Source organism: Micromonospora orduensis (genome assembly GCF_006228125.1).
Taxonomy (GTDB): domain Bacteria; phylum Actinomycetota; class Actinomycetes; order Mycobacteriales; family Micromonosporaceae; genus Micromonospora; species Micromonospora orduensis.
Genome location: NZ_VDFY01000129.1, coordinates 1 through 24,837 on the forward strand (window position 1 = coordinate 1; position 24,837 = coordinate 24,837).

At 70.3% G+C, this 24,837-nt stretch carries 24 protein-coding genes and 3 pseudogenes; 11 read left to right on the forward strand and 16 right to left on the reverse strand.

The genetic code is table 11. The features are described from left to right. On the reverse strand, positions 1 to 535 hold a 535-nt coding region (locus FHG89_RS10085), incomplete at its 3' end, for a cellulose-binding domain-containing protein (protein WP_208760917.1). A gap of 451 nt (positions 536 to 986) precedes the next feature. Here FHG89_RS10085 and FHG89_RS10090 point away from each other — a divergent pair. After that, on the forward strand, positions 987 to 2,225 hold the full coding sequence (locus FHG89_RS10090) for an MFS transporter (RefSeq protein ID WP_139584111.1): 1,239 nt from the start codon (positions 987 to 989) through the stop codon (positions 2,223 to 2,225). Here FHG89_RS10090 and FHG89_RS10095 read toward each other — a convergent pair. Further along, on the reverse strand, positions 2,222 to 3,421 hold the full coding sequence (locus FHG89_RS10095) for a DUF418 domain-containing protein (protein ID WP_139584112.1): 1,200 nt from the start codon (positions 3,419 to 3,421) through the stop codon (positions 2,222 to 2,224). The two genes, FHG89_RS10090 and FHG89_RS10095, sit on opposite strands and share 4 nt — an antisense overlap. Positions 3,422 to 3,531: 110 nt before the next feature. Here FHG89_RS10095 and FHG89_RS10100 point away from each other — a divergent pair, with 110 nt between their 5' ends. Continuing rightward, positions 3,532 to 4,290 (forward strand): TetR/AcrR family transcriptional regulator, encoded by a 759-nt coding sequence (locus FHG89_RS10100; protein ID WP_139584113.1) that lies wholly within the window; start codon positions 3,532 to 3,534, stop codon positions 4,288 to 4,290. Between the two features lie 21 nt (positions 4,291 to 4,311). Here the strand turns inward: FHG89_RS10100 and FHG89_RS10105 are convergent, their stop codons facing one another. Then, positions 4,312 to 5,787, reverse strand: a complete 1,476-nt coding sequence (locus FHG89_RS10105) for an RICIN domain-containing protein (protein ID WP_244295316.1) — start codon at positions 5,785 to 5,787, stop codon at positions 4,312 to 4,314. Between the two features lie 29 nt (positions 5,788 to 5,816). Then, entirely contained in the window at positions 5,817 to 7,256 is a 1,440-nt protein-coding gene (locus tag FHG89_RS10110; RefSeq protein ID WP_139584114.1) for a glycoside hydrolase family 43 protein, read from the reverse strand. Positions 7,257 to 7,507: 251 nt separating this feature from the next. Between FHG89_RS10110 and FHG89_RS10115 the strand changes: the two genes are divergently transcribed. After that, on the forward strand, positions 7,508 to 8,326 hold the full coding sequence (locus tag FHG89_RS10115; RefSeq protein ID WP_139584115.1) for a transglutaminase domain-containing protein: 819 nt from the start codon (positions 7,508 to 7,510) through the stop codon (positions 8,324 to 8,326). Between the two features lie 82 nt (positions 8,327 to 8,408). Here the strand turns inward: FHG89_RS10115 and FHG89_RS10120 are convergent, their stop codons facing one another. The 3 genes from FHG89_RS10120 to FHG89_RS10130 form a co-directional block, all read right to left on the reverse strand. Then, the gene (locus FHG89_RS10120; RefSeq protein WP_208760919.1) at positions 8,409 to 9,503 is read right to left on the reverse strand and encodes a glycoside hydrolase family 53 protein; all 1,095 of its coding nucleotides are present in this window, start codon (positions 9,501 to 9,503) and stop codon (positions 8,409 to 8,411) included. Positions 9,504 to 9,560: 57 nt separating this feature from the next. After that, the gene (locus FHG89_RS10125) at positions 9,561 to 10,733 is read right to left on the reverse strand and encodes a cellulose binding domain-containing protein (RefSeq protein ID WP_139584116.1); all 1,173 of its coding nucleotides are present in this window, start codon (positions 10,731 to 10,733) and stop codon (positions 9,561 to 9,563) included. Between the two features lie 83 nt (positions 10,734 to 10,816). After that, positions 10,817 to 11,407, reverse strand: coding sequence for a hypothetical protein (locus tag FHG89_RS10130; RefSeq protein ID WP_139584117.1), 591 nt, complete (start codon positions 11,405 to 11,407; stop codon positions 10,817 to 10,819). Positions 11,408 to 11,656: 249 nt separating this feature from the next. Between FHG89_RS10130 and FHG89_RS10135 the strand changes: the two genes are divergently transcribed. Further along, positions 11,657 to 12,004: a hypothetical protein gene (locus tag FHG89_RS10135; protein WP_139584118.1), complete on the forward strand. Its 348-nt coding sequence runs from the start codon at positions 11,657 to 11,659 to the stop codon at positions 12,002 to 12,004. 326 nt (positions 12,005 to 12,330) lie between these two features. Here the strand turns inward: FHG89_RS10135 and FHG89_RS10140 are convergent, their stop codons facing one another. After that, complete coding sequence (locus FHG89_RS10140) at positions 12,331 to 12,933, reverse strand: hypothetical protein (RefSeq protein ID WP_139584119.1); 603 nt, start codon at positions 12,931 to 12,933, stop codon at positions 12,331 to 12,333. A gap of 245 nt (positions 12,934 to 13,178) precedes the next feature. On the opposite strand from FHG89_RS10140, the gene FHG89_RS10145 reads away from it, so the two are divergent. Then, positions 13,179 to 13,562, forward strand: coding sequence for a hypothetical protein (locus FHG89_RS10145; RefSeq protein WP_167517373.1), 384 nt, complete (start codon positions 13,179 to 13,181; stop codon positions 13,560 to 13,562). A 215-nt stretch (positions 13,563 to 13,777) separates the two neighbouring features. Beyond that, a complete protein-coding gene (locus tag FHG89_RS10150) occupies positions 13,778 to 15,043 on the forward strand; it encodes a prolyl oligopeptidase family serine peptidase (RefSeq protein ID WP_139584120.1) in 1,266 nt (421 codons plus the stop codon). 240 nt (positions 15,044 to 15,283) lie between these two features. On the opposite strand, the pseudogene FHG89_RS10155 reads toward FHG89_RS10150, so the two are convergent. Then, positions 15,284 to 15,457: pseudogene (locus FHG89_RS10155) on the reverse strand (NAD(P)H-binding protein); the annotation flags it as partial. A 92-nt stretch (positions 15,458 to 15,549) separates the two neighbouring features. On the opposite strand from FHG89_RS10155, the gene FHG89_RS10160 reads away from it, so the two are divergent. Then, positions 15,550 to 16,407, forward strand: coding sequence for a LysR family transcriptional regulator (locus FHG89_RS10160; protein ID WP_139584121.1), 858 nt, complete (start codon positions 15,550 to 15,552; stop codon positions 16,405 to 16,407). A gap of 36 nt (positions 16,408 to 16,443) precedes the next feature. Here the strand turns inward: FHG89_RS10160 and FHG89_RS10165 are convergent, their stop codons facing one another. Continuing rightward, positions 16,444 to 16,641, reverse strand: coding sequence for a dihydrofolate reductase family protein (locus FHG89_RS10165; protein ID WP_244295320.1), 198 nt, complete (start codon positions 16,639 to 16,641; stop codon positions 16,444 to 16,446). A gap of 67 nt (positions 16,642 to 16,708) precedes the next feature. On the opposite strand from FHG89_RS10165, the gene FHG89_RS10170 reads away from it, so the two are divergent. Further along, positions 16,709 to 17,071, forward strand: a complete 363-nt coding sequence (locus tag FHG89_RS10170) for a VOC family protein (protein WP_244295322.1) — start codon at positions 16,709 to 16,711, stop codon at positions 17,069 to 17,071. Positions 17,072 to 17,157: 86 nt separating this feature from the next. Here FHG89_RS10170 and FHG89_RS10175 read toward each other — a convergent pair whose 3' ends face one another. The 4 genes and pseudogenes from FHG89_RS10175 to FHG89_RS10190 all read right to left on the reverse strand — a co-directional run. Continuing rightward, positions 17,158 to 17,823 (reverse strand): Type 1 glutamine amidotransferase-like domain-containing protein, encoded by a 666-nt coding sequence (locus tag FHG89_RS10175; RefSeq protein WP_139584122.1) that lies wholly within the window; start codon positions 17,821 to 17,823, stop codon positions 17,158 to 17,160. Between the two features lie 219 nt (positions 17,824 to 18,042). Continuing rightward, complete coding sequence (locus FHG89_RS10180; protein ID WP_244295324.1) at positions 18,043 to 18,255, reverse strand: hypothetical protein; 213 nt, start codon at positions 18,253 to 18,255, stop codon at positions 18,043 to 18,045. 292 nt (positions 18,256 to 18,547) lie between these two features. After that, a complete protein-coding gene (locus FHG89_RS10185) occupies positions 18,548 to 19,258 on the reverse strand; it encodes an HAD family hydrolase (protein ID WP_139584124.1) in 711 nt (236 codons plus the stop codon). A 244-nt stretch (positions 19,259 to 19,502) separates the two neighbouring features. Continuing rightward, positions 19,503 to 19,727, reverse strand: a pseudogene (locus FHG89_RS10190) (mycothiol transferase); the annotation flags it as partial. A 24-nt stretch (positions 19,728 to 19,751) separates the two neighbouring features. On the opposite strand from FHG89_RS10190, the gene FHG89_RS10195 reads away from it, so the two are divergent. Next, positions 19,752 to 20,333 carry a dihydrofolate reductase family protein gene (locus FHG89_RS10195; RefSeq protein ID WP_139584126.1) on the forward strand — a complete coding sequence of 194 codons (582 nt, stop codon included), beginning with the start codon at positions 19,752 to 19,754 and terminating at the stop codon, positions 20,331 to 20,333. A gap of 37 nt (positions 20,334 to 20,370) precedes the next feature. Here the strand turns inward: FHG89_RS10195 and FHG89_RS10200 are convergent, their stop codons facing one another. Then, a complete protein-coding gene (locus FHG89_RS10200) occupies positions 20,371 to 20,574 on the reverse strand; it encodes a ferredoxin (RefSeq protein ID WP_244295326.1) in 204 nt (67 codons plus the stop codon). Between the two features lie 20 nt (positions 20,575 to 20,594). Further along, positions 20,595 to 21,824 carry a cytochrome P450 gene (locus FHG89_RS10205; RefSeq protein ID WP_139584128.1) on the reverse strand — a complete coding sequence of 410 codons (1,230 nt, stop codon included), beginning with the start codon at positions 21,822 to 21,824 and terminating at the stop codon, positions 20,595 to 20,597. Between the two features lie 271 nt (positions 21,825 to 22,095). Here FHG89_RS10205 and FHG89_RS10210 point away from each other — a divergent pair, with 271 nt between their 5' ends. Further along, complete coding sequence (locus FHG89_RS10210) at positions 22,096 to 23,430, forward strand: SWIM zinc finger family protein (protein WP_139584129.1); 1,335 nt, start codon at positions 22,096 to 22,098, stop codon at positions 23,428 to 23,430. Further along, a pseudogene (locus FHG89_RS10215) lies at positions 23,427 to 24,837 on the forward strand (DUF6493 family protein); the annotation flags it as partial. The gene FHG89_RS10210 and the pseudogene FHG89_RS10215, both read left to right, overlap by 4 nt.

Sequence of the window (24,837 nt, forward strand, 5' to 3'; positions counted from 1 at the left end):
CGTCACAGAGCACCGCCCCGGCGCAGCCAGCCGGCGGAGTCGTGGTGGGCGGAGGCGTCGTCGGCGGCGGCGTGGTCGGCGGAGGCGTGGTCGGCGGCGGCGTGGTCGGTCCGGCGCCGTTGCACGGTACGCCGTTCAGGCTGAACCCGGTCGGCGCGCCGCCGCTGGAACCGACCGTGCCCTGCACACCGAACTCGGCGGAGCCACCGGCCGGGACGCTGCTGTTGTATGACAGGCTCCGGGCGGTCACCGCCGAGCCGGACTGGCTGACCGTGGCGTTCCAGCCGTTCGTGACGCGCTCGTCCCCCGCGTACGTCCAGGTGACGGTCCAACCGGACACGGCCGTGTCGCCGGGGGAAATCTTGATGGTGGCGGTGAACCCGCCGGGCCACTGGTTGGGTGTGTAGTCGACCCGGCAGCCCTGGGCGGCCGTTGCCGGACCGGTGAGCAGGGCCGTTCCGGTCGCCGTCACGGCGGCGGCCAGCCCGGCGACGACCGCCAGGGTCAGGGCGGGGCGGGCACGGAAAATCGTCATGAGAGGTCCTTCTGCCAAGAACGAGCGGGACGGAGGCGCAATGGCGGCGCGCGTCCTGGGCGGACGCAGCGCGACAACGCGCCCTGGGTGCGGCGCGGCGGTGCGCCACAGCGACTGGTCGGTGCGTACGACCGACGTGCCCGGCTCGGGGTGGACCTGTCAGCCGCCGACGGCCCGGTCCCGGGACCTCGGCGGCGCCCACGCCCAATCTATTGACGAATACCGATCGAATCAAGCGCGGCGCCGCTGCTGGCCGGACCGCCCGGCAGGGGGCCGGCGCGTGCGACGTCGACCGGCTCAGGACGAGCGGAGCTGCTCGACGCATCCTCGCTCGACGTCGCCGACCACCGGGCCTCGCCGACGCGGCGGATGGGGGTCGTCCCGCCCGGGGGGCGTCCGCGGCATGGGCGGGAGGACCCTTCGCTACGGTGATCAAAACGAGGGGGTGGACATGGCGCCGGAGCTGTCGCCGCGAAGGGCATGGGCCGTGCTCGTCGCGCTCTCCCTCGCCGCGTTCGCGTTCATCACGACCGAACTGCTGCCCGTCGGCCTACTGACCCGCATCGCACCCGATCTCGGCCGGTCCCGCTCGCAGGTGGGCCTGCTGGTCAGTGGGTACGCGATCGTGGTCGTGCTGGCGTCGGTGCCGCTGACCCGACTGACCCAGCGGATACCCCGGCGTCAGCTGCTCGGCGTCACGATGCTCCTGTTCGCCGCCGCGAACGCCGCCGCCGCGTTCGCGCAGACGTACGCCGTGCTGGCCGGCTCCCGCCTCGTGACCGCCCTCGCCCAGGCGCTGTTCTGGTCCATCGCCACGGCGGCCGTGACCGGGCACTTCCCGGTCGCGGTGCGCGGCCGGGTGGTGGCACTGTTCGCGACCGGGGCGACGCTCGCCCCGGTGCTCGGCGTACCCCTCGGGACCTGGCTCGGGCAGCAGGCCGGCTGGCGGTCCGCGTTCGCGGTGCTGGCCGGGGTCGGTCTGGTGATCGCCGCCGCGGTGCTCGTCCTCCTTCCGTCCTATCCCCCGGCCGCTGGTGGCGCCGCCCGGGGCACCGCACCGGACGGGCGCCGGTTCGCCCTGCTGCTGATCGCGACCGCCTTCGGCATCGGCGGCTTCATGACTCTGCAGACCTACGTCACACCGTTCCTGCTCGACGTCAGCGGCTTCGCCGACGCGGTGCTGGCGCCGCTGCTGTTCGTCTCCGGTGCTGCCGGCGTCGTCGGCACCCTGGCCGCTGCCCGGACGCTGGACTCCCGGCCGGTCACTTCGCTGCTGACGCCGCTGGCCATCGGCACGGCCTCGCTGTTCGGCCTGTACGCGCTCGGCGCTCTCCGCCCCGGCGTGGTGGCGCTGCTCGCCGGGTTCGGCCTCGCCTACGCGGCGTTCGGCTCCGCCGTGCAGAGCCGCATGCTGCAACTGGCACCGGGCAGCACGGACATCGCGTCGGCCGGCGTCAGCACCGCCTTCAACGCGGGTATCGCCGGCGGATCGCTGTTCGGCGGCGCCCTCCTGCCCAGCTCGGGGGCACGCCCGCTGGCGCTGGTGGGCGGGCTGCTGACGCTTGTCGCCCTCATGCTGCTCGCCGTGGACGCCCGGCGGGCCCGGGCCACCGGGCGTCCGCCGACGGCCACCGGCCCCACCAGTTCCGCGCGCCAGAGCCCACCCGCCCGGACGGGTACGCCGTCCTAGGTCCGCCGACCGTAGGCCAGCCGGCGCAGCACGGTCTCGGCCGGGCCGGCCTGTCCACGCTTGTCGAGCAGGCGGGCGACCAGCACGCTCACCAGCCAGATGGTCACCGCGATGAGCACGCCGGACACCGTGGGGTCGCCGAGGCGCTGACCGAGAGCCAGGGTGAAGGGCGCCAGGAGGAGCAGCCATGCCACCGACTGGAACAGGTACCCCGACAGGGAACGCTGCCCCAGGGCGGCGAGCGCGCCCACGACGGGGCCGGGCCGGCCCACCCGCAGGGCGATGAGGCCGAAGACCGCGACGTAGCCCGGGCCGGCGAACATGCCGCTGGCGCCGTGGAGCGTGAGGATCAGGCCTGCGGTGGGCTTGTCGACGGGCAGCCATCCGGCACTGAGCAGGCCGGCCGGCAGACCTCCGGCGACGGCGACGCCCAGCCCCAGGACTGCCGTCCGCGCGAGCAGGGTCCGGTGCCGGGCCAGGTCCTCCAGGACGCGGCGGCGGGCCGCCCACATGCCCAGCCAGGCGATGACGATGAACGGCACGACGGTCAGCGTGTGCATCGGCCATTCGCCGAGACGGTGCACGACGGAGGCGAGGTAGTCCGGCGCGGCGAGGGAGTCGACGTGGCCCGCCGGCAGCGGCGCGGATCCGCCTGAAGCCGCGATGCCGCTCGCCACGAGGGCGCCGAGGATCAGGACCTCCACCGCCATCACCGCCCAGAGCACCAGGACGATCCGGTGCACCTTCTCCCCGCGGCGCAGCAGCAGGAGGGTCATCGCGACCCCGACGATGCCGTACGCGCCGAGGAAGTCGCCGTAGTACAGCAGCGCGGCATGCGCGAACCCGAAGGCGACGAGCCAGAGGTTGCGGCGCAGCAGCACCGAGCGGACCTGCCGGGGCGTGGCGCCGGAGGCGTCCTGGCGACGGGCCAGCTGGACCAGTCCGTACCCGAACATCACCGCGAAGACCGGGTAGCCGCGCGCGTGGACCAGCTCGAAGAGCAGGAAGTTGAGGCCGCGGTCGATGCCTGTCGGCGTGGCGTCCAGGCCGGGTTCGCCGGCGAAGACCACCCCCGCGACGTTGGCCAGGGCGATGATCAGCAGCATCGCTCCCCGGGTCAGATCCGGTGCGAGGGCGCGTTCGGTACGAAGTACCGGCCCCCTGGATGTCCGTCGTGGTGCGGTGTCAACGCTCATGGTCGTCCCTCTCCCCGATGCCCGCTTTAGTTTGTTAGAGAAAGTATCACAGGCACACTAATGACGTCTGGCATGATGAGGCTTGATCGACAGAGCCGGACGAGGGAGCCATGACCAGCGAGGACGCCATTCCGGTTCGGCTGCGCCGGCTGTGGGGCAGGTCCGAGTCCTCACGCCTCGGGCGGCCCGCGACGCTCGACGTCGGCCGGGTCGTCACCGCGTCCGTGCAGATCGCCGACCGCGACGGGCTCGCCGGGGTCACCCTTCCCAAGGTCGCCGAGAGCCTCGGCGTCACCGGAATGTCGCTCTACCGGTACGTCGGATCCAAGGACGAACTGCTCGAACTCATGGCCGACGCCGCCCTGGGCACACCGCCGGACATCCCCACCGACGACTGGCGTCACGGGCTGCGCAGCTGGGCCTTCGCGCAGCGGGCGGTGTTCCAGCGTCGACCCTGGCTCACCCGCGTGCCCACCTCCGGGCCGCCGTCCGGGCCGAACCAGATCGCCTGGATGGAGACCGCGCTGGCGGTCCTGTCCCCCACCGGCCTCGACTGGGCGCACAAGGTGGGCGTCCTGATGCTGATCAGCGGCTACGTCACGCAGTCGGTACGGCAGTACAGCGACCTCGCCGAGGGTCGGGCCGAAGGCCAGGGGCAGGCCGACGCCGAGCGCGACTACGGCCGCGCGCTGGCACGGCTCGTCGAGCCCGACCGCTTCCCCGAGGTCGCCCGGCTGTTCTCCTCGGAGCTGTTCGAGGCGCCGCCGTCGGACACTCCGGACGCGACGATCGCCGACGCGGACTTCACACTCGGACTGGACCTGATCCTCGACGGCGTCGCCGTGCGGATCGAACGCTCCGACTCCTGAGGCGCACCGGCCGGGCCACCGTCAGACGGCCGTACGCGACCACTGCTGGTTGGCGCCGGTGTTGCACGTGTACTGCTTGAGGACCACGCCGTCCGCGGTCGACGCGGCCGGCACGTCCACGCACCTGCCGCTGTGCCGTGCCCGGAGCTGGAAGTAGCTGCCGTTGGCGACCATCTGGAACTGCTGGTTACTGCCGGCGCCACAGGTGTACTGGATGAGTTCCGCGCCGTCGGCGGTCGAGGCGCTCACCACGTCGAGGCACTTTCCGCTGTGCCTGCTGACGAGGCGCCAGTACCCGCCGCCCGCGTCCTGGAACTGCCACTGCTGCCAGGCGTTGCCGCCGTACGTGTACTGGCCGACGCGTGCGCCGTTGTCGGTGTTCGGTTGCTGGACGTCCATGGCCTTGCCACTGTGCCGCACGGTGATCCGGTAGTACGTCCCCGTCGACGGCGGAGGCGTCGTGGGGCCGCCGCCGATGGTGTCGCCCCACGCGTACCGGATCTGGTCGGCCCCGGAGGTGTTGCGGACGGTCAGGTTGAGGTCGGTGCCGCTTCCGCTGAGGGAGAACATCGAGTACCAGTCGTACCCGATGGTGCCCGGCTTGCCGCCGAGGGCGGGCCAGTAGGTGCCGCCCATCTGGTTGTCGCGCATGACCTGGGCCATGGCGCGGATGTGTCGCACGAAGTTGTCGGTGCTGCCCGCGTCGGCGTAGTTGCGGCCGTCGTTCATGGGGGCGCCGAACTCGGTCGCGACGGCCCGGGACGCGCAGTTGCCGAGGCGGGTCTGGATGTGGCTCCGGAAGGCGTCGTAGGTCATCGCCCCGTAGAAGAAGGCGTAGTGGTGGAAGGACAGCAGCGTCGAGGCGAAGCGGCTGTCGTTGCAGACGTCGCGCAGGTCCTGGCTGAAGCCGGTGCCGCCGATGAGCACCCGCGCGGGGACCGCCGAGTAGTGGTAGCTGAGCCAGTTCGCCGCGACGTCGCGCCACTCCGCCGAGCTGTAGCCGTGCGGCTCGTTCATCGGCTCGAAGTAGACGTTGGTGTTCGAGCCGTACGTGTTTGTCACCGTGGACCACATCGCGTTCCACGCGGCGAGGTTCGTGATCCTGCCGCCGGACGCGGCGCCGTCCTCCCAGTACGCCAGGATGACCTTGAATCCGCGGGCGGTGGCGGCGTCGATGGCGCCGCGGTACGCGTCCCACCAGGCCGTCCCCACGGTGTGGGTGTTGATGGGCAGCCGGACGGTGTTGACACCCATGGTGGCGGCCATGTCGTCGTAGAGGGCGTTCGCCTTGGCGCGCACTGTCGTGTTGCTGTCGGAGGCGCTCAGGCCCTGCACGACGAGCGGGCCGGTGCCGAAGTTGTCACCCAGCACCGCCCAGTTCATGCCTCGGAACCCGCTGGTCGCGGCCGCGGCCGGCGACGACACGGTGGCGACGACGCCAACCAGCACGGTCAGCACGGCCACCAGGGCGGACAACGCCCGTCGATGTGATGCCACAGTCGGAACTCCTTGAACGGGGACCAGCTTCAGCTGGTCACGCGGAAGGTGGCGTCGGCACGGCTCTGCGCGTCGGTGACCGGGTCGAGCCGCAGCAGGTAGGCGTAGTGCCGGATGTAGCGGTCCGGGTGGCTGTAGGACTGGAACGACGTCCACGAGGAGCTGGCGAGGCCGGCGACCTGCCGGAAGGTGGCGTCGGCGGCGAAGGTGGCGGTGCCGTCGTTGGCTTCCAGCCGGAAGTCGAACCCGTAGTGGCGCAGGTAGTGGCCCGGGAAGTTGACCGACTGGATGGAGACCGTGCCGGAGCCGGCCAGGCCGGGCACCAGCCGCCACTGGCCGTCCTGGGGCGGGCTGACGTTCGCGTCGATCCGGGCGTCGTAGTCGGCGTGCCGCACGTACCGGTCCGGGAAGTTGTACGACTGGATCCGGTTGACGGCGGCGGCGGGCCAGCGGGCGAGCACCCGGCTCTGCTCGGCTGCGGTCAGGTTGAGGATGGAACCGTGCCGTTTCCTGGTGCCGCCCATGGCGTACGAGCCGGACGCCGGCAGCCGGAAGCTGCCCGGGTTCGACGGGGCGGTCGTCAGGACGGGCAGGTAGCCGCGCCCGCTGGAGTACTGGTCGAGGTAGAGGACCCACTCGTTGCGGGCGTTGAACCGCATCCACATCGGGCCTTCGACCTGGGAGCCAGTCAGCCCGATGCCCGACAGGTTCCCGAGCGTGGTCCAGGTGCCGAGGATGGAGTTGCTGCCTTCGAGGGCGATCTGACCGTCGCGGGAGGCCCGGACGTAGCGGTAGCCGCCGACACCGGCGGGCACCTCGACGATCTGGGTGTCGATGATCTCCTGGCTGCCGGGCCGGTTGACGTAGACCTGCGGCGTGGTGATGCTGCGGAAGTCCGCCGTGCGCGCGTAGTAGATGCGGTGCTTGGTCGCCCCGTTAAGCGGGACGTTTGTCGCCCAGTAGAGGACGTAGTCGCCGGTGGTCGGGTTCCAGATCGCCTCCGGAGCCCAGGCGTTGCGTCCGTCCGGGATCGCGCCGGCGACGTTCAGCAGCCACGGGGCCGACCAGTTGACCAGGTCGGTGGACTCCCACACGACGAGGTTGCGGCTGCCGTTGTTGATCGCGGCCGACCAGTCCTGGCCGCAGCCGATGCACAGGTCGGTGGCGATGATCCAGTACCTGTCGCCGCCGGGTGAGCGGACCAGGGCGGGGTCGCGGACGCCGCGGGTGCCGACGGTGGACCGCAGTACGAGCCCGCCGTTGTTCAGGTCCGTCCACCGTAGGCCGTCGGCGCTGTGCGCGAGGTAGATCTGCTGGTCGGTCGACGACTCCCCGGTGAAGTGCGCCATCAGGTAGCCGACGGTCGGGTCGAGTGCGGACGCCTCTTTCGGCGTCGCCGCCGACCAGGTGGTGAACAGCAGGCACGCGGCGACCGCCACCGCGCAGAGCCGGGCGAGGAATCTCGACATGGGTCTCTCCTTCGCGCAGGGGCCTACAAATCAGCTGGCGGCTCGACACGGCGCAACACTGGTGTTAGCGCTAACAGGATTCCGGCCCTGCCCGGCTCGGAATCTCGGATTCTTTGGTTACATTCGTGTTGCGGACAAGTGTTAGCGACCGCATCCGGAGTGTCAAGGAATCGACCATGGTCATTGGCCAAGGGGTGTCCCACCGGTCCGGGGGACAGCGGATCCGGGTCGCGACGCCTACTCTGCCCGGCATGACGGGGACGATCGACTACGCCACGGCAGGTCCACTGACGACTGTCGACCCGATCCACGAGCCGGCGCTGGCGAACCTCCCGAGCGAGCCCGTCGAGATCTGCCGCCTTGTTCACGGCCTCGTCATCCAGCCCAGAGACGCCACCGGCCTCGGCATCGCCGCCGAGCGGTTCGGCGAGAACCAGCTTCGTCCCGTCGACGGCATGATCGGCGCCCTACTGGCCCTCGACCCGGCCCCGCTGACCGTGCCACGCGGCCCCAACCGTCGGGTCATCGGCACCTGCCGCCACTTCGCCGTGCTCAGCTGCGCCCTGCTGCGCCACCGCGGAATCGCGGCCCGAGCCCGCTGCGGCTTCGCCACGTACTTCCAGCCCGAGCACGGCGTGGACCACTGGATCACCGAGTACCGGCACGACGGCCGGTGGGTGCGGATCGACTCCGAGATCCTGGGCCTCTCCGTCGTGGCGACACCCGAGAACCTCGCCGCTGGCGAGTTCCTCACCGGCGGGGAGGCGTGGGCGGCCTTCCGTACCGGCCAGATCGATGCCGCGCGCTTCGGCGTGCCCGGCACCGACAACTGGGGGCCGGCGGAGATCCGGGGAAACGCCATCAGGGATCTGGCCGCGCTCAACCGGGTCGAGATGCTGCCGTGGGACGAGTGGGGACGCATGGAGGCCTCCTACCAGGGCAGGACCGGCCCCGACTACGACGACCTCATCGACACGGTCGCCGCCACCTGCGCCACCGACGATGCCGGCGCCGTCGGGAACCTCTACGCCTCGGCGGACCTCGCAGTGCCCACCACGTTCCTGCCGTGACAACCGGACGGCCGCCCGGTACGCCGCGCCCGAGCCCGTCGTCGCAGGAGTGGGAGCTGTCGCCCGCTCGTCCCGCGAAGGGTCAGGACGTCCAGCGCACGCCCGGGTTCACCCGCCCGGACCAGTCGAAGACGGCCATGTTGTCCCACTGGTTTCCGGTGCCGTTGATATTGGCCGGGTCCCAGCCGTTGCCGCGGACGGCGTACCACGTCGGTTCCCAGTAGAAGACACCGATGGCCCCCGCGTTGCGGGCGGTGTTCTGGACCCAGTCGAACTCCTGGGCCTGCCCGGACCAGGTCGCGCTGATGCCGTCACAGGCCGCGTCGCCGATGGCGTTCGGCTCGCTGTCCGCGTTGCTGCGGGTGAAGGGGTACGCGGTCTCCACGATGACCATCGGCTTTCCGTAGCGGCCGCGCAGGTCGACGATGTTGTTGTAGAGATTCGACAGGGTGCCGTGCCACACGCAGTAGTACGACAGTGCTGTCATGTCCCACTGCACACCCTGGGCGCGGATGCCGTCGTAGAACCAGCGGGCGTTGGCGTTGCTGTCGGCGTTTGCGGTGTGGATCATCACCGGGATACCGCTGCCGCACGCCTTGGTGGCGTTGTAGCCCTGCTTCAACAGGCCGGCCAGCGGGGCGAAGTCGTTGTTGACGACCCTGCCCTCGTTCCACAGCATCCCGACGTTGATCTCGTTGCCGATCTGCACACTGTCCGGTGGGGTGCCCTGCCTACTGAGGCTGGAGCAGACGTCGTAGGTGAAGCCGTACACGTCGGTACGCAGTTGGCTCAGGCTGTGGCCGGCCCAGGCGGCCGGCTTGTACTGCTTGCCCGGGTCGGCCCAGGTGTCGGAGTAGTGGAAGTCGATGAGCACCTTGAGGCCCTTCGCCCTGGCCGTCGCCGCCTGCGCCAACACCCTGCTCTTGTTGTTGTAGCCGCTGACCGGGTTGTTCCAGACGCGCAGTCGGACGTAGTTGACGCCGACGGACTTCAGGATGTCCAGTGGGTCGCGGGCGACACCACCGGCGTCGTAGTACCTGGCGCCGAGATCGAGGCTGCGCTGCAACGAGGAGACGTCGGCGCCCCGCATGCTGAGCGTGTTCGCGGCGGAGACGGGTGCGGTCGCGCCCACGAGCGTGGTGGAGACGGCGAGGACGCCGGCCGCGACAGCCCCGATCAGGGCCCTCGGGCGGCGGTGGTGGGCTGTGACCGAACGTGTGTTCACGGGACTCCTTCAGACCGCGGTACAGGGGGCGCCGTTCAGCGCGAAGGCGGTCGGCGGCGCGTCGCTGAGGCTCCACCGCCCCTGGACGCCGAAGGTCGCGGAGCCATCCGGCGCGAGGACGCGGTTCCAGTCGACGTTACGGGCGGTCACGGTGACACCGGTCTGACCGATCGTGGCGTTCCATCCCGAGGTGACCTGCTGGTCTCCCGGGAAGCTGAAGGTGACGATCCAGCCGTCGACCGGTGTCGCCCCGGCGTTCTGGACCGTCACCGTGGCCACGAAACCGCCAGGCCACTCGGACTGGTTCCGGTAGGTCACCCGGCAGGTCGAGGGCGGCGGAGTGGGCGTCGTTGGCACAGTGACCGTGTTGGACGCGATCGACACGTTGCCTGCCGCGTCCCTGGCGCGGACGTAGTACCGGTTCCGCAGCGGATTCGACGGGGGTAGCGAGGTCGTGTACGTCGTTTCCGGCACGGTGGCGACAAGCCTTGAGGTGAACCAGCCGTCGAACTCGTAGACGTTGTACCCCAACACGCCGACGTTGTCCGTCGACGGGGACCAGGACAGCGTGGCGGACGAGGCGGTCACCTCGTCGAGGGTCAGGCTCTGCGGCGCGCTCGGCGGGGTGGTGTCCGGGCCGGTGTCCGTCACCGGGGTGACCACGGCCAACGCGTCCGACCAGTTCGAGCGGTGTCCGAGGCTGTCCCGGGCGGACACCCGGAACGAGTACTGCTGGCCCGGCCCGATGTAGTTGGTGATCTTGGTGGTGGTGACGGCCCCGACGCTGGCGCTGAAGGCCAGGTCGCCGAACTCCTGGTAGTACGTGATGTCGTAGCCGGCGATGGCGCAGCAGCCGGGCGTGGCGGCCGTCCAGGTGAGGGTGACCGACCCGGTACGTACCTCGCTGGCGGCCAGGTTCGTGGGTGCGCTCGGCGGGAACGGCGAGGTGTTCGGCGTGCTGGGCGCCGCGGTCGGCGTCGGCGGCGCGGTTCCGGTCGGCGCCGCGGCGGCCCCACCGGGCGCCGGGGCGACCCCCGGATACGCGGCGGGTGCGGCGGTGCCGGCCTCGGCCGCCGGCGCCACACTCAGAGCGGTTCCGAGCACCGCCAGCGACAGCACGACGACGGTCAGCAGGGCCGGCCGCAGACGGCAGAACAGAGAGGACACCGAGACGCCTGTCATACATCGACGATGAATCCCCATATCGATGATCGCCAACATATCTCATCCCTCGGTCGGCGACCGGCCCGACTCGCGGCGGATCCTCAGCTCTCGCGGTTCGGCGTGGTGAGCGCGTCCCATTGCTCGGCACTGGAGATCGTCTGCCCACGCGGCAGGTAGAACGGTCGCCGCGGTGGCGCGGCCACGGTGAACGGCGTGAACCCCGGGTCGGCGATCATCCGGTAGATGAAATCGGTCGTCGGCATGTCGAACCGTTGCCACGGTCCACCGGCCAACTTCTGAGCGACCACAGGCCACGAGTCGGGCTCGGTGAAGCGGTCCGCCAGCCAGCAGTACTGCCCCTCGACCTGGTCGCCACCCCACTGAATCAGCCCGGAACCCGTGTCCGATCCGTAGATTCCGTAGGGGGCGTACAGCTGGGCGTAGGACTCGCTGCGGCAGAAGGCCCACCTCGAAAGCAGCTCCCACGACTCGTGTTCGCCGGGCGACCGCAGCAGATCCAGGTACCCGTAGAACAGCCCCGGCACGAAGCGCCGGCACAGCTCCTTGAAGTCCGTGGGCAGCGCGACGCCGAGCTCGGCTTCCACCTCTCCCCAGCTGGCACCGCCCTCAGGCTCCTGGCGCCATCCGGTCACGTCGATGATCCGTTCGATCCACGTCACCTGGTCGTTCACGGCCGGCAAGGTAGCAGCATTCGAGTGCTCGTGCAGGCCGCCGGGCTCGTCCTCGTGGAGGCTGACGACCCGGTCGACCCGTGGCGCGAGCTGCTCACCTCGGCGACCCGAGGGCGCGTTGACCGGTCGGCTCAGCGGACTCGGTCGTGGACGACCGCCACCGTGCCGTGCTCACCGGCGGTGTGGCTGGCCACCGGCGGCCAGCGTCGTTGCTCTAATCTCAGCCGGCGACGAAGTGAAGGGGTGACAGTGGCCGACGACATCGAACGCGACAAGCCTCGCCGGCGACGGATCGCATTGTGGATCGCGCTGTCCGCGGTGGCGGTAATCGGGGCGGTCGCGTTCTACGCTGTCCGTCACACGTACCAGAGTTCCGGTGCTTTCCGCGTCGGCACCTGCTTCCTGGTGAACGACGACACGAGCATCTCCGAGGCTGCCGGGCTGCGCGAGGTGAGTGGTCGGGCGAAGGTGGTCAGCTGCGGAACCGCCCACGACGCGGAGATAACCCGGACCGCCAGGCATCCGTCGGGCTGTAGCCCCGAAGGCGCATGGCTGAACAGCCGCGACCAGATCTACTGCGTCACCGTGTCGAGATGACGTCTCACGGCGCCGTGTGCCCCCTCACCCGCCCGGAACGCAGTACGAATTCCCCAGCAACAGACCAGGGCCCTGGAACTGCGCTCCGCTCCGACTCGGCTGTCATCGACCCGCCTTCCTGGGGAGCGGGCGGCCGGCCGGCCCGCCACGTCATGCGGACGGACCTGCGGATCCACGTCGTTCAGGGCAGACTCGGCGGCGTCTGCCACCAGGAGCCAATGGGGGTCCTGGAGGCACAGGCGACGTTCGGCCACAAGGTCTGCAGACGACGGGGTCATCCGCCCGGTCGGCCAAGTTGTCGCGATGGGCGGCGGAATGCGACGTATTCAAAGATGGCCGAAGAACCGAGTAGACCAGGTCTCAACGACCGTCGGGCCGAAGACCCATCCGTTGGGCCCGTCGTACGGGGTGGCGAGGATGTGCTCGGGAACGATGAGGTAACCGAGTCCGGCTAGTGCCAGCTCGATCCGTTGCCGGTCGTCGGGGTGCGGCGAAGGTCTCTGACCACTCGGACTGGAAGCCCCGTAGGTGGCGAGGCCACCAAAATTGCTCACACTCACGGTCAACGACAGCGGAATCCGTGTGCGCTTCGTACGACTGTGGCTGGCCTCAGCGGGAATCCAGATGCTGCCGAAACAGGCGGAGTCCTGGGCCAGCCCCGAGTCGCACCGACAACCATAGGCTTCGCTCAATCGCTCCGCGAGCCGGTCAAACCGGCCTTGGACCGCAGCGTGGTCGAAGTCCCGTGGCACCTCCAGACCGTCACCGTCACCTCGGGCCACCCGCTCGTTCAACGCCGCCAGCATCGGCTCCGGCATGACCCCCTCCACCATGGCCCGCAGAATCGACTCCCGCCCGATGCTGCCCTTCACTGGCGCGACCGGCTCGTCCAGCGCCCGGAGCATCGACCACCAATCCGCGTCGTCCATTGTCACGCGTGCACCGTAAGCGGCAGGCTACGGAGCATCCAACTGGTTTGGTTCGAGGGTTGGTGGCGACGTACGTCTTGCAGCCAGCCCACGTGTCGCTCGACGGCCATCCGCGCCAGTGCGTGCTGATCAACGGCTCGGTAGGTGTACCAACGGATTCCGCCTGCGGTAGCGGCCAAAAGGCGGACAACCGTCGGGCCGTCGCTTACAGTGGCCGCGGTCCGAGACACGGCGGGAGCGTGGGGATGAGCCTCGATATCTCAGTGTGGATACCGGACGGCGGCGCCTACGCCGGTCGGGACGTTGTCGCGGATCCACCGGGCACCAGCACCGGAGTAGGAGCTGACGCTCTTCGTTCTGCGCTGTGGGGTTCCGCAGCCGTTCGGCGTCTCGGCGCGACGTTCCTGCCGCAACTCGCTGACATCACGGATGAGAACCGTGGGAATCTCCAGGTCCCGCCCGGCCAGCTCGACGCCTTCGAGCAGGAGTGCGTACTCCTGGCAGAGAACGTCGAGCAACTAGCCGCCGGGACCGGATACGACGCGGATCGCATCCTCCATTACCTGGCCAACGTGCGGGATGCTGTGGAGCGCGCCAAGGCGGTACACGGCGGCGTCATCATCTGGTAGTGGCATCAGGTCATCCCGTCCAGGATCTGCCGCGTCCGATCGCCCGTCACATGCTCGCCTTCGTGAATGCACTCATCTCGACGTGAGTGGACGCTGCGACTGCGATCAAGGCGCCCTGATCCTCCGTGGCGGCACCGGTTGTCAGCAGATCTCTGCGGCATTAGCTTGGAACTCATCGATGATGTTCTACGTCGCGAGGTATATCGGGGGCCCGCATGTCCACGTCTGTCACTCGCCGCACTGTCCTGACCGGTGGCGCCGGCGCCGCCATCGGCCTGGCGCTGCCCGGCTCCGCCGCCCAGGCCGGCGGCCACCACCCCAGCAGCGTGAGATTCACCCTCGACGCGAGAACGCTCGACGGCGGTGAGCAGGTCACCTCGGTCACCCTCGACACCAGCCGGCTCGGGCCGATCGACGCCGCCGGGCTGACCCCCGGCACGTTCAGCGTGCATGCCAAGGCGACCAGCCCGATCCCGATCGCCCCCGGCGATCTGATCTTCAGCGAGTACGACCTGGACCGTACGGTGACCGCAGCCCGGCTCGACCGGCACGGAAACATCGTGCTGAAGCTGAGTTACGCGGAAGGTCAACTCGGCGGTGGCACCCTCGGCTACATCGTGAGCAGGGGCCGCAACGTCCGGCTGAACCTCGTCTACACCATCAGGCAGAACACTCCGCTCATCAGGCGCCACGGCCCGCCGGTCACCATCACGCACTTCGTGCAGGGGCGGCTGTCGAACCCGGAGGTGGACGCCTTCAGCCACCACGTCTCGGGCTCGGGCCTGAAGTACCGGCTGTACTCCCCCGACCACTCGCCCCGGCAGGGTCGGCGGCCGCTGATCCTCTGGCTGCACGGCGGCGGCGAGGGTGCCTCACTGCCCGATGGTTACTACGACAACGAGACCACGCTGCGCGCCAATCGCGGGGCGCTGGGCTTCGCCACCCCGGAGGCTCAACGGATCTTCTCCGGCGCGTACGTCGTCGCTCCCCAGAGCACCTCCTACTGGATGGAGGACGGCCCCCGGTTCGCCCCGCTGATCCGCGAGATCGTCCAGGACCTCGTGCGCCGCGAGCGTGTCGACCCCGACCGGATCCACGTGGCCGGTTGCAGCAATGGCGGCTACATGTCCCTGGAGATGACAGTTGCCTATCCCGACCTGTTCGCCGCGTCGGTGCCGGTCTGCGGCGTCGTCGAGCCGCTCAGCGGGGAGGGCCCGCCGCTGATCAGCGACGCGGAGCTGGCGAGCATCCACACCCCGACCTGGCTGGTCACCTCGCGCGACGACGACACCGTGCCACCCGAGACCAACACGATCCACGCCCACAACCTCATCCCGGGATCACTGATCACCCTGTACGACCATGTCGTCTGGAACGGCTACCAGTTCCCCGGTCACTGGTCCTGGATCTACGTGGCCCGCAACGACCCGAGCCTCAACGGCACCCACATCTGGCAGTGGATGGCCCGCCGTCGTCGGTGATCGGGAGGCTCGAGGAGCCGCCGGTACGCGCGACGCGGCAGGACCGGATATCGGCTGGCGGGACCTGTGGCCGTGGGCCATGGTTTGCGCGTGATCGTCATCCAGCGGGTACGGGTGCGGTGGAGCGCGGCGGGGCGCGGCGCTCCGCCGCCCAACGCCCGTCGAGGGGCTTGTCGCCCCCGGGTCGGCCGCCACCAGCCAGAAGACGGCAGCGGCGCCGGCGAACGCCTCGGCAACGACGGCCGGGTCGCCGTGCGTACCCCGGACGATCTCGACCCGCTCGGCGACGCCCGGCGCCAGCCGCGCGGGGTCACGGGCCACCACCCGCACGGGCGCGCCGGCCTCGAGCAGATCCTGGATCAGTTGGCCGCCGATGTGGCCGGTCGGAGCTGTAACCACAATCATGGCTTTCATCCCTGTTCGGTGGGGAAACTGACGACTCCAGTCAACGCGGCTCGGCGTCGGAGCGGAAAGACCATCTCCCTCTGGATTGATACCGTGGTGGTATGAGTGATCTGGAGACGCGACAGCTCCGCTACTTCGTGGCGGTCGCCGAGGAGCGGCACTTCGGCCGGGCCGCCGAGCGGCTCGGAATGGCCCAGCCGCCGCTGTCGCGCGCCATCCGCGATCTGGAGCGGCAGCTCGGCGTGCAGCTTCTGATCCGCACCACGCGGCAGGTGGCGCTGACCCCGGCCGGTGAGACCCTGCTGGCCGACGCCAAGGTGGCGCTGGACGCGATCGGCGCCGCCCAGCGCCGGGCCCGCCGGGCCGGGCAGGAGACGCCGGCCCTGCGGCTGGCGCTCAAGGCCGACTACGACGGCGGCCTGCTGCCGTTGATCCTCGAGGCGTACGACGTCATGCCGGTCGAGCTGCTGCTCGGCGGGCGCGGCGAGCAGGTGCCGGCGCTGCGCGACGGGCGTGCCGACGTGGCGCTGATACCGGCCCTCGGCGACGAGGACGGGCTGGACAGCGAGCTGCTGCTGACCGGGCCAAGCATGGTGGCGCTGCCGGCCGCCGACCCGCTGGCGGCGCGGACGACCATCCGGCTGGCCGACCTGGCCGGCCGGCAGCTCCCCGACGGGTCGCCGGCCGAGCGGGCCCGCATGGTGGGCAACGAGCGGCCGCTGGACCTCGCGCAGATCTTCAACCTGGTCGAGGTGGGCACCGCAGTGTGGTTCCTGCCGGAGTGGGTGGCTCGGCGGTACTCCCGGCCGGGCACCGCCTTCCGCCCCGTGCCGGAGCTCGAGCCGGTGACGCTGAAGGTGGCCTGGCCTTCCGAGTCGCGCTCGCCCGCGGTAGCGGCATTCGTGCGTGTGGCCCGGCGGATCGCCGAAGCGCCCGAGAAGCACCTGCTCCGCAGCTAAGGACTGGTCACGCGGGCGCCGGTAGCGGTAGGTCGTTCACCGCGCGAGAGTGCGGTAGCGGAGGCGGACGACGCCGTTTCGGAGTCGGCGCTCATCGAGGAGCTCAAGGTCGGTGCGCATGCCGGTCGGCAGCCCAGGCTCACCCCCGCCGACGACGATGGGCAGGACGAACAGCTGGCACTCGTCGACCAGCCCGGCCTTGAGAGCCTGCGTCGCGAGGTTGGCGCCTCCCACGGTGAGACGTGGCCTTCAGCGGCAAGCGGTGTCCGCTTCTGCCGCTGACGTCTAACCAGTGCTTCACATGCCAAAATCCGGCATGACGATTCGCCGCGCCGTGCCCGATATCACCACCACCGACCCAGTCGCGACCAGCGACTTCTACCAGCTCTTGGGCTTCCGCGAGGAGATGAACCTGGGCTGGGTGGTCAACTTGGTCTCACCGTCCGACCCCACCGCCCAGATCATCCTCATCACCAAGGATGCGGCGGCCTCCGTAAACCCGGACCTCAGCGTGGAGGTCGATGACGTCGACGCCGCCTACGAGGCGGTACGCGCGACTGGCGCAGAGATCGTGCACCCGATCACCGACGAGCAGTGGGGCGTACGGCGCTTCTTCGTCCGCGACCCAGACGGCAATGTGGTCAACGTCGTCAGCCACCGCTGACCGGCAGCTCGTGCGGAGCGCGACGTCTCCGCCGGTCACCTAGCGCCCTGGAAGCGGCAGATCCGGATGGGCGCCCCGGGCGGCAATCACCCGAACTTCGTCCATTGCCCTTCGGAGACCACCTCGACGGAGCCGTCAACGACCTTGATGGCCGTCTGTTCGTCGATGGCATAGGCCGGAACGCCGATTCCAGCGGCCCACCGCTCCGCGTCAGCCATGGTGTTCGTGGGGAAGAGGTTGAGGTGCGGGAAGATCGAGAAGTCGACGACTCCCAGGGCGCGGTCGTCCGGCGCGGACGGCCACTCGACGAAGTAGTCTCCGACCCGGGGCGTCATCACCATGCTTCCGGCGCTCACTCCCACCCAGACCTTGTCCGGCAGCGAAGGCAGCAGATCGGCCAACCCGGACTCGCGCATCCAGTGGCACAGGTACGTCGCGTCGCCGCCGTCGGCAAGGAGCACATCGGCCTCCCGGACCCAGGGGACCCATCGCTCCACGCCGATGGTGGGCAGCGCGGTGAGCTCGAGGACACCGAGCGACGCCCACCCCAGGCCGGACATGTACTGCCCGTCGGGCTTGGGCACGGCGGCGGCGAAGTCCCGCACCGATGTCGGACCGCACATCGGGTGACCCCACTGTGCAGTCGGAACGCAGAGAGCGTGGCACTCGCCGAACGGCTTGCCGAGCATCTGCACGAGCGCCGAGTGGATGCTGGGGTTCGTGACGCCACCTGACGTAAGCAAGAGCTTCAAAGTGCCTCCTGATCCGCGCGCGTAGGGGCAATTCCCAAGGTGAGGGGGCAACCCGGGACTGATCGTAATTCGGGTTCCCTCTTTCGGAGGTCCGCAGGATGCCCGTGTCACGACGACCCTCATCGGCAGGAGGACGTCGCCGCCGCCAAGGACACCCACAGACCCGACGCCTTCGGTGTGAGCTCTCGGCAGGCCGGTCGGATCGGGTGTCGTACGAGGTCACCCGGCCTGGTGACGCTCATGCCGGTCTGGTTCGGCCGGTATGGTTGCTGCACTCCGCTGCTGTACTTCCGGCGGCTGCCTGGTCCAGCCGATGAAGCGGCGATGCAGCGCGCCGGCCGGTGCCCAAGGCATGTCCTCGGCGGCCTGGACGAGATAGGCACCGAGGTAGAGGGCCAGCGACACCGGAGCGTCGGCGTACTCCGCGCGCAACTCCCGCCTGCGCGTCCGGCATGGCCGGGGTAGGCGGCAACCGCCGCAGCTCCAGATCGGCAGGACCGGCGCGTGGGTGCTCACCGCGCACCGCCCAGAAACCGGGCCACGCTCGCGCGGGCCTGCCGGCAGGTCGCCCAGTCCACCTGCCAGCACGGGTACGGCGACAGCCGTGACCACCATGCCCGGCTCTGGGCGCTCCGTCCGGCGGGGTCCGTCCTCGATCTCGGACGGCTGTCTGACGGCCCGTCCACGGCCCAAGATCGGTGAGTCGAAGCGGAACCTAGGCGTTTCACGCTGTCTTGTGCCCCGTGTGTGCCCCGGACGGCTCCATGACCTCGAACGGCTCTCGGAGCATGGCAGGCAGGTCGCCCAGGGTAGCGAGAGCCGGCCCGCCCCAGCTGGGGTCGGTGTCGTTGTGTTCCGTGGTCCGGAAGACGGTCAGACCAACCGCTGCCGCCCCGGCCAGCTCGCCGTCCGCGCCGTCGCCAACAAAGACGCAATCCGCCGGCCCAACGCCCAGCCGCTCGGCAGCAAGGTGGTAGATCGCCGGGTCGGGCTTGGCCAGCCCGACGTCGCAGGAGAAGACCGCTACATCGAACCGTTGGGCGAGCGGACTGTGCGGCCATGCCTGGGCAGTGTCCGAGGTGGCGTTGCTGATGAGGCCCAGCGGATGCCCGTCGCCGCGTAGCGCGTCGAGCACGTCCAGGGTGGCGGACGAGACGCTGTCCAGCACCCGGCGTCCGAGGGCTAGCCGATGCTCACCGGCCCGTGTCACCTGTTCGTTGCTTGGTGTGCCGCCGAGACGTCCGGCGAGGATGCGGATGGTCTCCTCCACGTCCCACTGGACCAGCCGGTCCCGCCAGGTGGAGTGGTACGCGGCGACCAGCCCGGCCGGATCTACCCCGATCATGACCGCCATCTCGCCGACCACCCGGTCACGCTCCTCGTCGGCCCCATGGATCAGGGTGTGGAAGAGGTCGAAGATCACTGGTCGAGACATCACCGCATCCTACTGAGATCGCCAGCGGTGTCCCCTTGCTTGGCCTACGCCACGACCCAAGTACCGCGACGCGGCCGACGGAACCCCGAGTAGGAGAACAACGCGAACTGCCGCCCGCTGCGGAACAACTCCGCGCCCGGGCGGAAGTGCTCATCCTTGGTCCGCCACACGTTCGACGTCACATCGTCACCCTGAGGCATCCGGCCGGTCTCCCGTGAGGGGTACGGCTCCGAGTCGCGATCTCCTACCGGCCGGTGGCACCGTCGATGAGCTCTCGCAGGATGTCGGCGTGACCGGCATGCCGGATGGTCTCGCTCGTCATGTGGGCGAGCACCCAGCGAAGCGTACGAGGTGCGTCACCGACCGGCTGCGCGGTGAGGACGTCGAAACCAGCGGCTGCGATGAGGTGGGCGTCGCTGTCGGCGATCGCGGTCCGGTAGCCGGCGATGACCTGTTCCGGAGACCGGTCCGGCTCGAAGCAGAGGAGAGCCCCGTGGGCAAGGTGGTCATGTACAGCTCGGTGTCGGTGGACGGCTTCATCGCGGACGAGCATGACCAGCCCGGGCCGCTGTTCGAATGGTTGTCCAGCGGTGACGTCCCGTTGGACTCCAGCGGCGCGTTGAAGGTGTCGCAGACGTCCTACGACTACACCCGGCCGTACTGGGACCACATCGGGGTGACGATCGTCGGCCGCCACGTCTTCGACATGACGGACGGCTGGGACGGGAAGCCGCCAGGCGGGATCGACCACGTGGTCGTCGTGACGCACCGGCCGGCGCCCGAGGGCTGGGACGCCGAGGCGCCGTTCCACTTCGTCGACGGCGTCGAGGCAGCCGTGGCCACGGCGCAGGAGCTTGCGGGTGACCGCCTGGTCGAGGTCGCCGCTGGCGACGTCGGCGGCCAGGTGCTTGCCGCGGGCCTGGTCGACGAGGTGCGCATGGACGTCGTACCCGTCGTGTTCGGGTCCGGCAAGCGCTACTTCGGGTCGGTCGACGCGCAGCACCTGTTGGAGGATCCGGACGTGGTGATTCAGGGCAACCGGGTGCTTCACCTGCGCTATCGGGTGCACCGCTGACCCTCATTCCAGCCAGACGGCCGGGCTCGATCTCGGGTCACTCCTGCGGCGCGATCAGCCGGTCGTCGGTGGCATCGCGGACCGTGATCGCTTCCACTGGGCACGAGTCGGCAGCGTCGAGGATGACCTCGGCCGGAGCGACGACGTCGGCCAGCGGCGCGGACAGGCCGTCGACCAGGCGGAAGTGCTCGGGCGCGGTACCGGCACAGATGCTGGTGCCGATGCAGCGGCGCGAATCCACCCCGATCCGCCACGCGGGACTCACCAGGCCACCGGCATGCCGAGCAGGCCCCGCACCAACATGCCCCGCTTCCACTTCAGCTCGGCTTCCGGTACGGCGAGCCGCAATCCGGGCAGGCGAGTCACGAGGGTGCCGACGGCGACCTGCAACTCCATGCGGGCCAGCTGCGCGCCGACGCAGTGGTGTACGCCGTGCCCGAAGCCCAGGTGCGGGTTCTGCTCGCGGTCGAAATCCAGCCGGTCCGGGTCGGCGAAGACGGTACCGTCCCGATTCGCCGACGACAGTGAGCCGAGAACCGGCTCACCTGCCCGGACCAGCACCCCGCCGACCTCGACGTCCTCCCTGGCGTACCTGGCGAAGGAGGAGCCGACGCCGAGCGGCACGTACCGCAACAGTTCCTCGACCGCGGCCGGCACCAGCGACGGGTCGGCCCGCAGCCGAGCGAGCTGGTCCGGATTGTGCAGCAGGACGTAGACGAAGTTGGGGATCTGGGTCACCGTGGTCTCGTGGCCGGCCGCGAGCAGCCCTCCGGCCAGCTCCACCAGCTCGGTTTCGCTGAGCCGATCCTGATTCTCGTCACGGGCCCGCACCAATGCGCCGAGCAGGTCGTCGATCCCCGGGTCACGGCGGCGCTCGGCGACCAGACCGCCCATGTAGGCCCAGAGATTGTTCAGGTACTCCTGGATCGTCTCCATGGGCAGCGAGGTGGTCGAGACGATCGCCTCGGACCAGATGTGGAAGCGGTCGCGGTCGGCGTACGGGACCCCGAGCAGCTCGCAGATCACCTGGATCGGCAGCGGCGTGGCGACGTGCTCCACCAGGTCGGCCGGAGGACCGAGCCGTACCATGTCGTCGACCAGCGCGTCGGCGATCTCCTGGGTTCGGGGTCGCAGCGCCTCTACCCGACGTGCCGTGAACGCCTTCGCCACCAACCGGCGCAGCCGAGTGTGATCGGGCGGGTCCATGGTCAGCATGCCGCTGTACTGCTGGCGCGGGGTGAGCCTGGGCTCGTCGCGCTGAACGGCCAGGGCGCGGCCGAACCGCACGTCACCGAGGACCGTACGGACGTCCTCGTACCGGGTGGCGAGCCACGCCTCCTCGCCGTAGGGGAGCTTCACCCGGGTCATCGGCTCGCTCTCGCGCAGCTCGCCATAGGTCGGATCGACGACGAGGCGGTCGGGCACACTGAACGGGTACGGCCGCGCGGGCCGAACGGTTCGGCTCTCGGTGGTCTGCGCGCTCTCCGTCATCCGGATTCCCTTCGTCGAGACGGCGTGATCCTCAGGCCGGCACCATGTTCGTAGCGGCGCCGGATTGCCGGCGTCCAGGGCTTGAGGACAGCACGCATCAACGCTTGGTAATGTTTCGATATCGGATCGTAGCCAGAGATGTCGATGATCGCCATGGGGGTTGGTCGCGTTCGGACGCGACAAAATTCTCATGGCGGTCCGTCAACAGTTGAACGGACCCGTACCTCATTGCGGGTCCACTTGTCGGAGGTTGGTCCTAAGTTCTGCAGCCGTGAGCGCCCTTCAGACTTACCGCTACCTTCAGCCGTCCACGCTGCACCGGGGTGACCTGGCGCTGCAGACCAGTGGCGGGCCCGCGACCAACCCGCGGTTCTTCGCCGGTTTTCTGACAACTCCGCAGGCGGCGGCCGCCGGGCTACTGGCGGTCGCCGAGGTCGCCCGGACCCGGTATCACCAGCCGGTCAGTCCGGCGAGCCTCGATCCCGTGGTCACCGGCAGCCGGGACCGGATGCGCTTCGAGTCGTTCTCCGGCTGCTGCGGGGTGTACGCGCGGCTCGACGTCGTGCCGGCCGGGTTCGACGGCGACATCGTCGAGCACGGCACGACAAACGTCGACGTGAACGCGCCGCTGCGGGAGGCGCTGGCCCGGGTGGGTGGCATCGACCCGCTGCACCTGTCAGTGGGGCCGGACGACCTGACGGTGTCCACCCTGGATGCTGCCGTGGTGGAGAAGAAGGTGCCGTTGCCCGGACGTTGGCTGCGGGGGTTCGCCGAGGTCCATCTGATCGCCACGACAATGGAACCGCGAGCGGAGATCCCGGCAGCGGAGGCGGCCGCCTTCCTGCGCCGGCTGCCGGCGGGCAACGACCGGTCGGTGCTCTGGGTGGTGCCGGCCGGGCGCTCGCTGCGGCTGACCTCGCGCCCGGTGCCCGGCGCGGTGTGCCTGGCCGGCGCCGGACGGCTCGCCACGCTGCGTGGGCTGCTCCGGTACGCGAAGACTCTGCGGGTGTACGGGCCGCCGGCGGCCGCCGGGTCGCCGCCGCTGCCGAGCGTGTGGGAGCTCGACACCGGCGCGCTGCGGCTGTCATTGACCTTGTCACCGGAGTCCTACCGGGGATTCTCCGGCGAGGGCGGCGCGCTGACCGCGCTCGCCACGGACGACGTCGCCGACGACGCCGCGCTGATCGCCGCGCTGCTGTCCTGGGACCCGACGATCGATGTCCACGCGTTGGCCGCCTCGGCGGGGATCTCGGCGGACCGGGTCCGGGCCGCGCTGGCTCAGCTGGGCACCGCCGGCCGGGTCGGCTTCGACTTGACCGAGGCGGGCTACTTCCACCGGGTGCTGCCGTACGACGCCGGCCGGGCTGAGCGGGACAATCCCCGGCTGGTCGGGGCGCGGGCGCTGGTCGAGGCGGGCGCGGTCACGCTCGACGGCGAGGCGGCTACCGTACGCCACGGCGACGAGGTCTACCGGGTCCGCCGGCGGACGGACGGCTCGTACACCTGCTCCTGCCCCTGGTGGGCGCGGCACCGCGGTCAGCGCGGGCCCTGCAAGCATGCGCTCGCCACGACGATGGTGGGCGCTGCGGTGGAGGTCGGGGCGTGACCGATCCGTTGGAGTTCCTGGTCCGGGGTGACGTCGGCGCGGCCGTCGACGCGGTCACCGGCCTCGACGAGCCGGGGCGGCGGTCGTTCGCCGACGCGCTGGTGGCCCACGTGCGCCGGCGGCGCGACAACTGGTGGTGGAACAAGGAAGCGACGGCCCTGGCGGTGGCCGCGGTCGGGTGCCTGCCCACCGCCGCCACAGCGGCCGAGCTGCTCGGCCGGCGGAACGTGTCGCTGCGGGGTGCCGACGCCGGGCTGGTGGTCCAGGTCGCGCGGACGCGCGGGGTGCCCTGGCTGGCCGAGCTGGCACACCGGCTGGCGGACCGACTCCGGCGGGACGACCCGAGGGACGGCTGGGAATTCGTCGCCGAGCTGATCACCGCCGAGAAGGCGGCGACACCCACCGGTAACCAGTTCGTGGAGGGGTGGCTCGCCCTGATGGCGTGGCCGCCGGAGTGGCAGCGACCGGTCCCGTTGGTGGACCGGCTCCGGGCGGACGTGTTCCTCGACGCCCTGGTGCCGCGCCTGTTCGAGGTGGACGGCGTCGGGACGCGGATGTCCTTCGACGAGTTCATGACCGACGAGAATCTCGCCCTGCCGCGCGCGCTGGCGCGACTGGCCGGCGAGGACCGCCTGGACCGGACGATGCTGCTCGACGGCTGCGTGAACCGGCTGCTGCGCGGCGACCGGCCGGCCGCGTTGCGCCCGTTCGTCATGCTGCACGCCCTGCTGGAGCACACCGCCAGCGAGGTCGACAAGCATCGGGGAGACTATCTGCGCCTGCTCGCCGACGCCCCCGGGTCCGTGGCGTCGATGGCGCAGAAGACGCTGCGGGCCCTCGACGACCTGGAGGTCGAGGGGCTGCTCGACGCGTCGCGGGCCGTCCTCGTCCGACCCGACAAGGCGTTGGTCCGCGCCCAGCTCGGCTGGCTGGACCAGCTCGCCCGCCGGCACCCCGACCGGGCGGCGGAGATCGCCGAGGTCATCGCGACAGCGGTCGACCACCCGGCCGCGGACGTCCGCGACCGGGCCAGCACGCTGGCCGCCCGGCACGGGTACGTGGTCGCCCCGCGGGTCGTCATCGGTGCGGTGGGCGACGACCTGCCGCCACCGGCCGGCCCGCTGCCCGCGCCTGCGGCCTTCACCGACCCGGACGAGCTGGCGGAGGAGGCTGCTTCCCTGCTCGGCGGCCCCACGACAGCGTCCAGTCTGGAACGGGTCCTCGACGCAGTGGTCCGGCTCGCCGGCGACGACCGCGCCCGACTGAGAGGCGCACTGGTTCCGGTGCTGCGGCGGCACCGCGCCGGTGCGGAGGAACACCCGTGGGATCCGTGCTGCCTGTGCGGTCTCCTCGGCGGCGTGCTGCACGCGGCGGCCGACCCGGTGGAGGGGGGCGTACGGCGGGGAC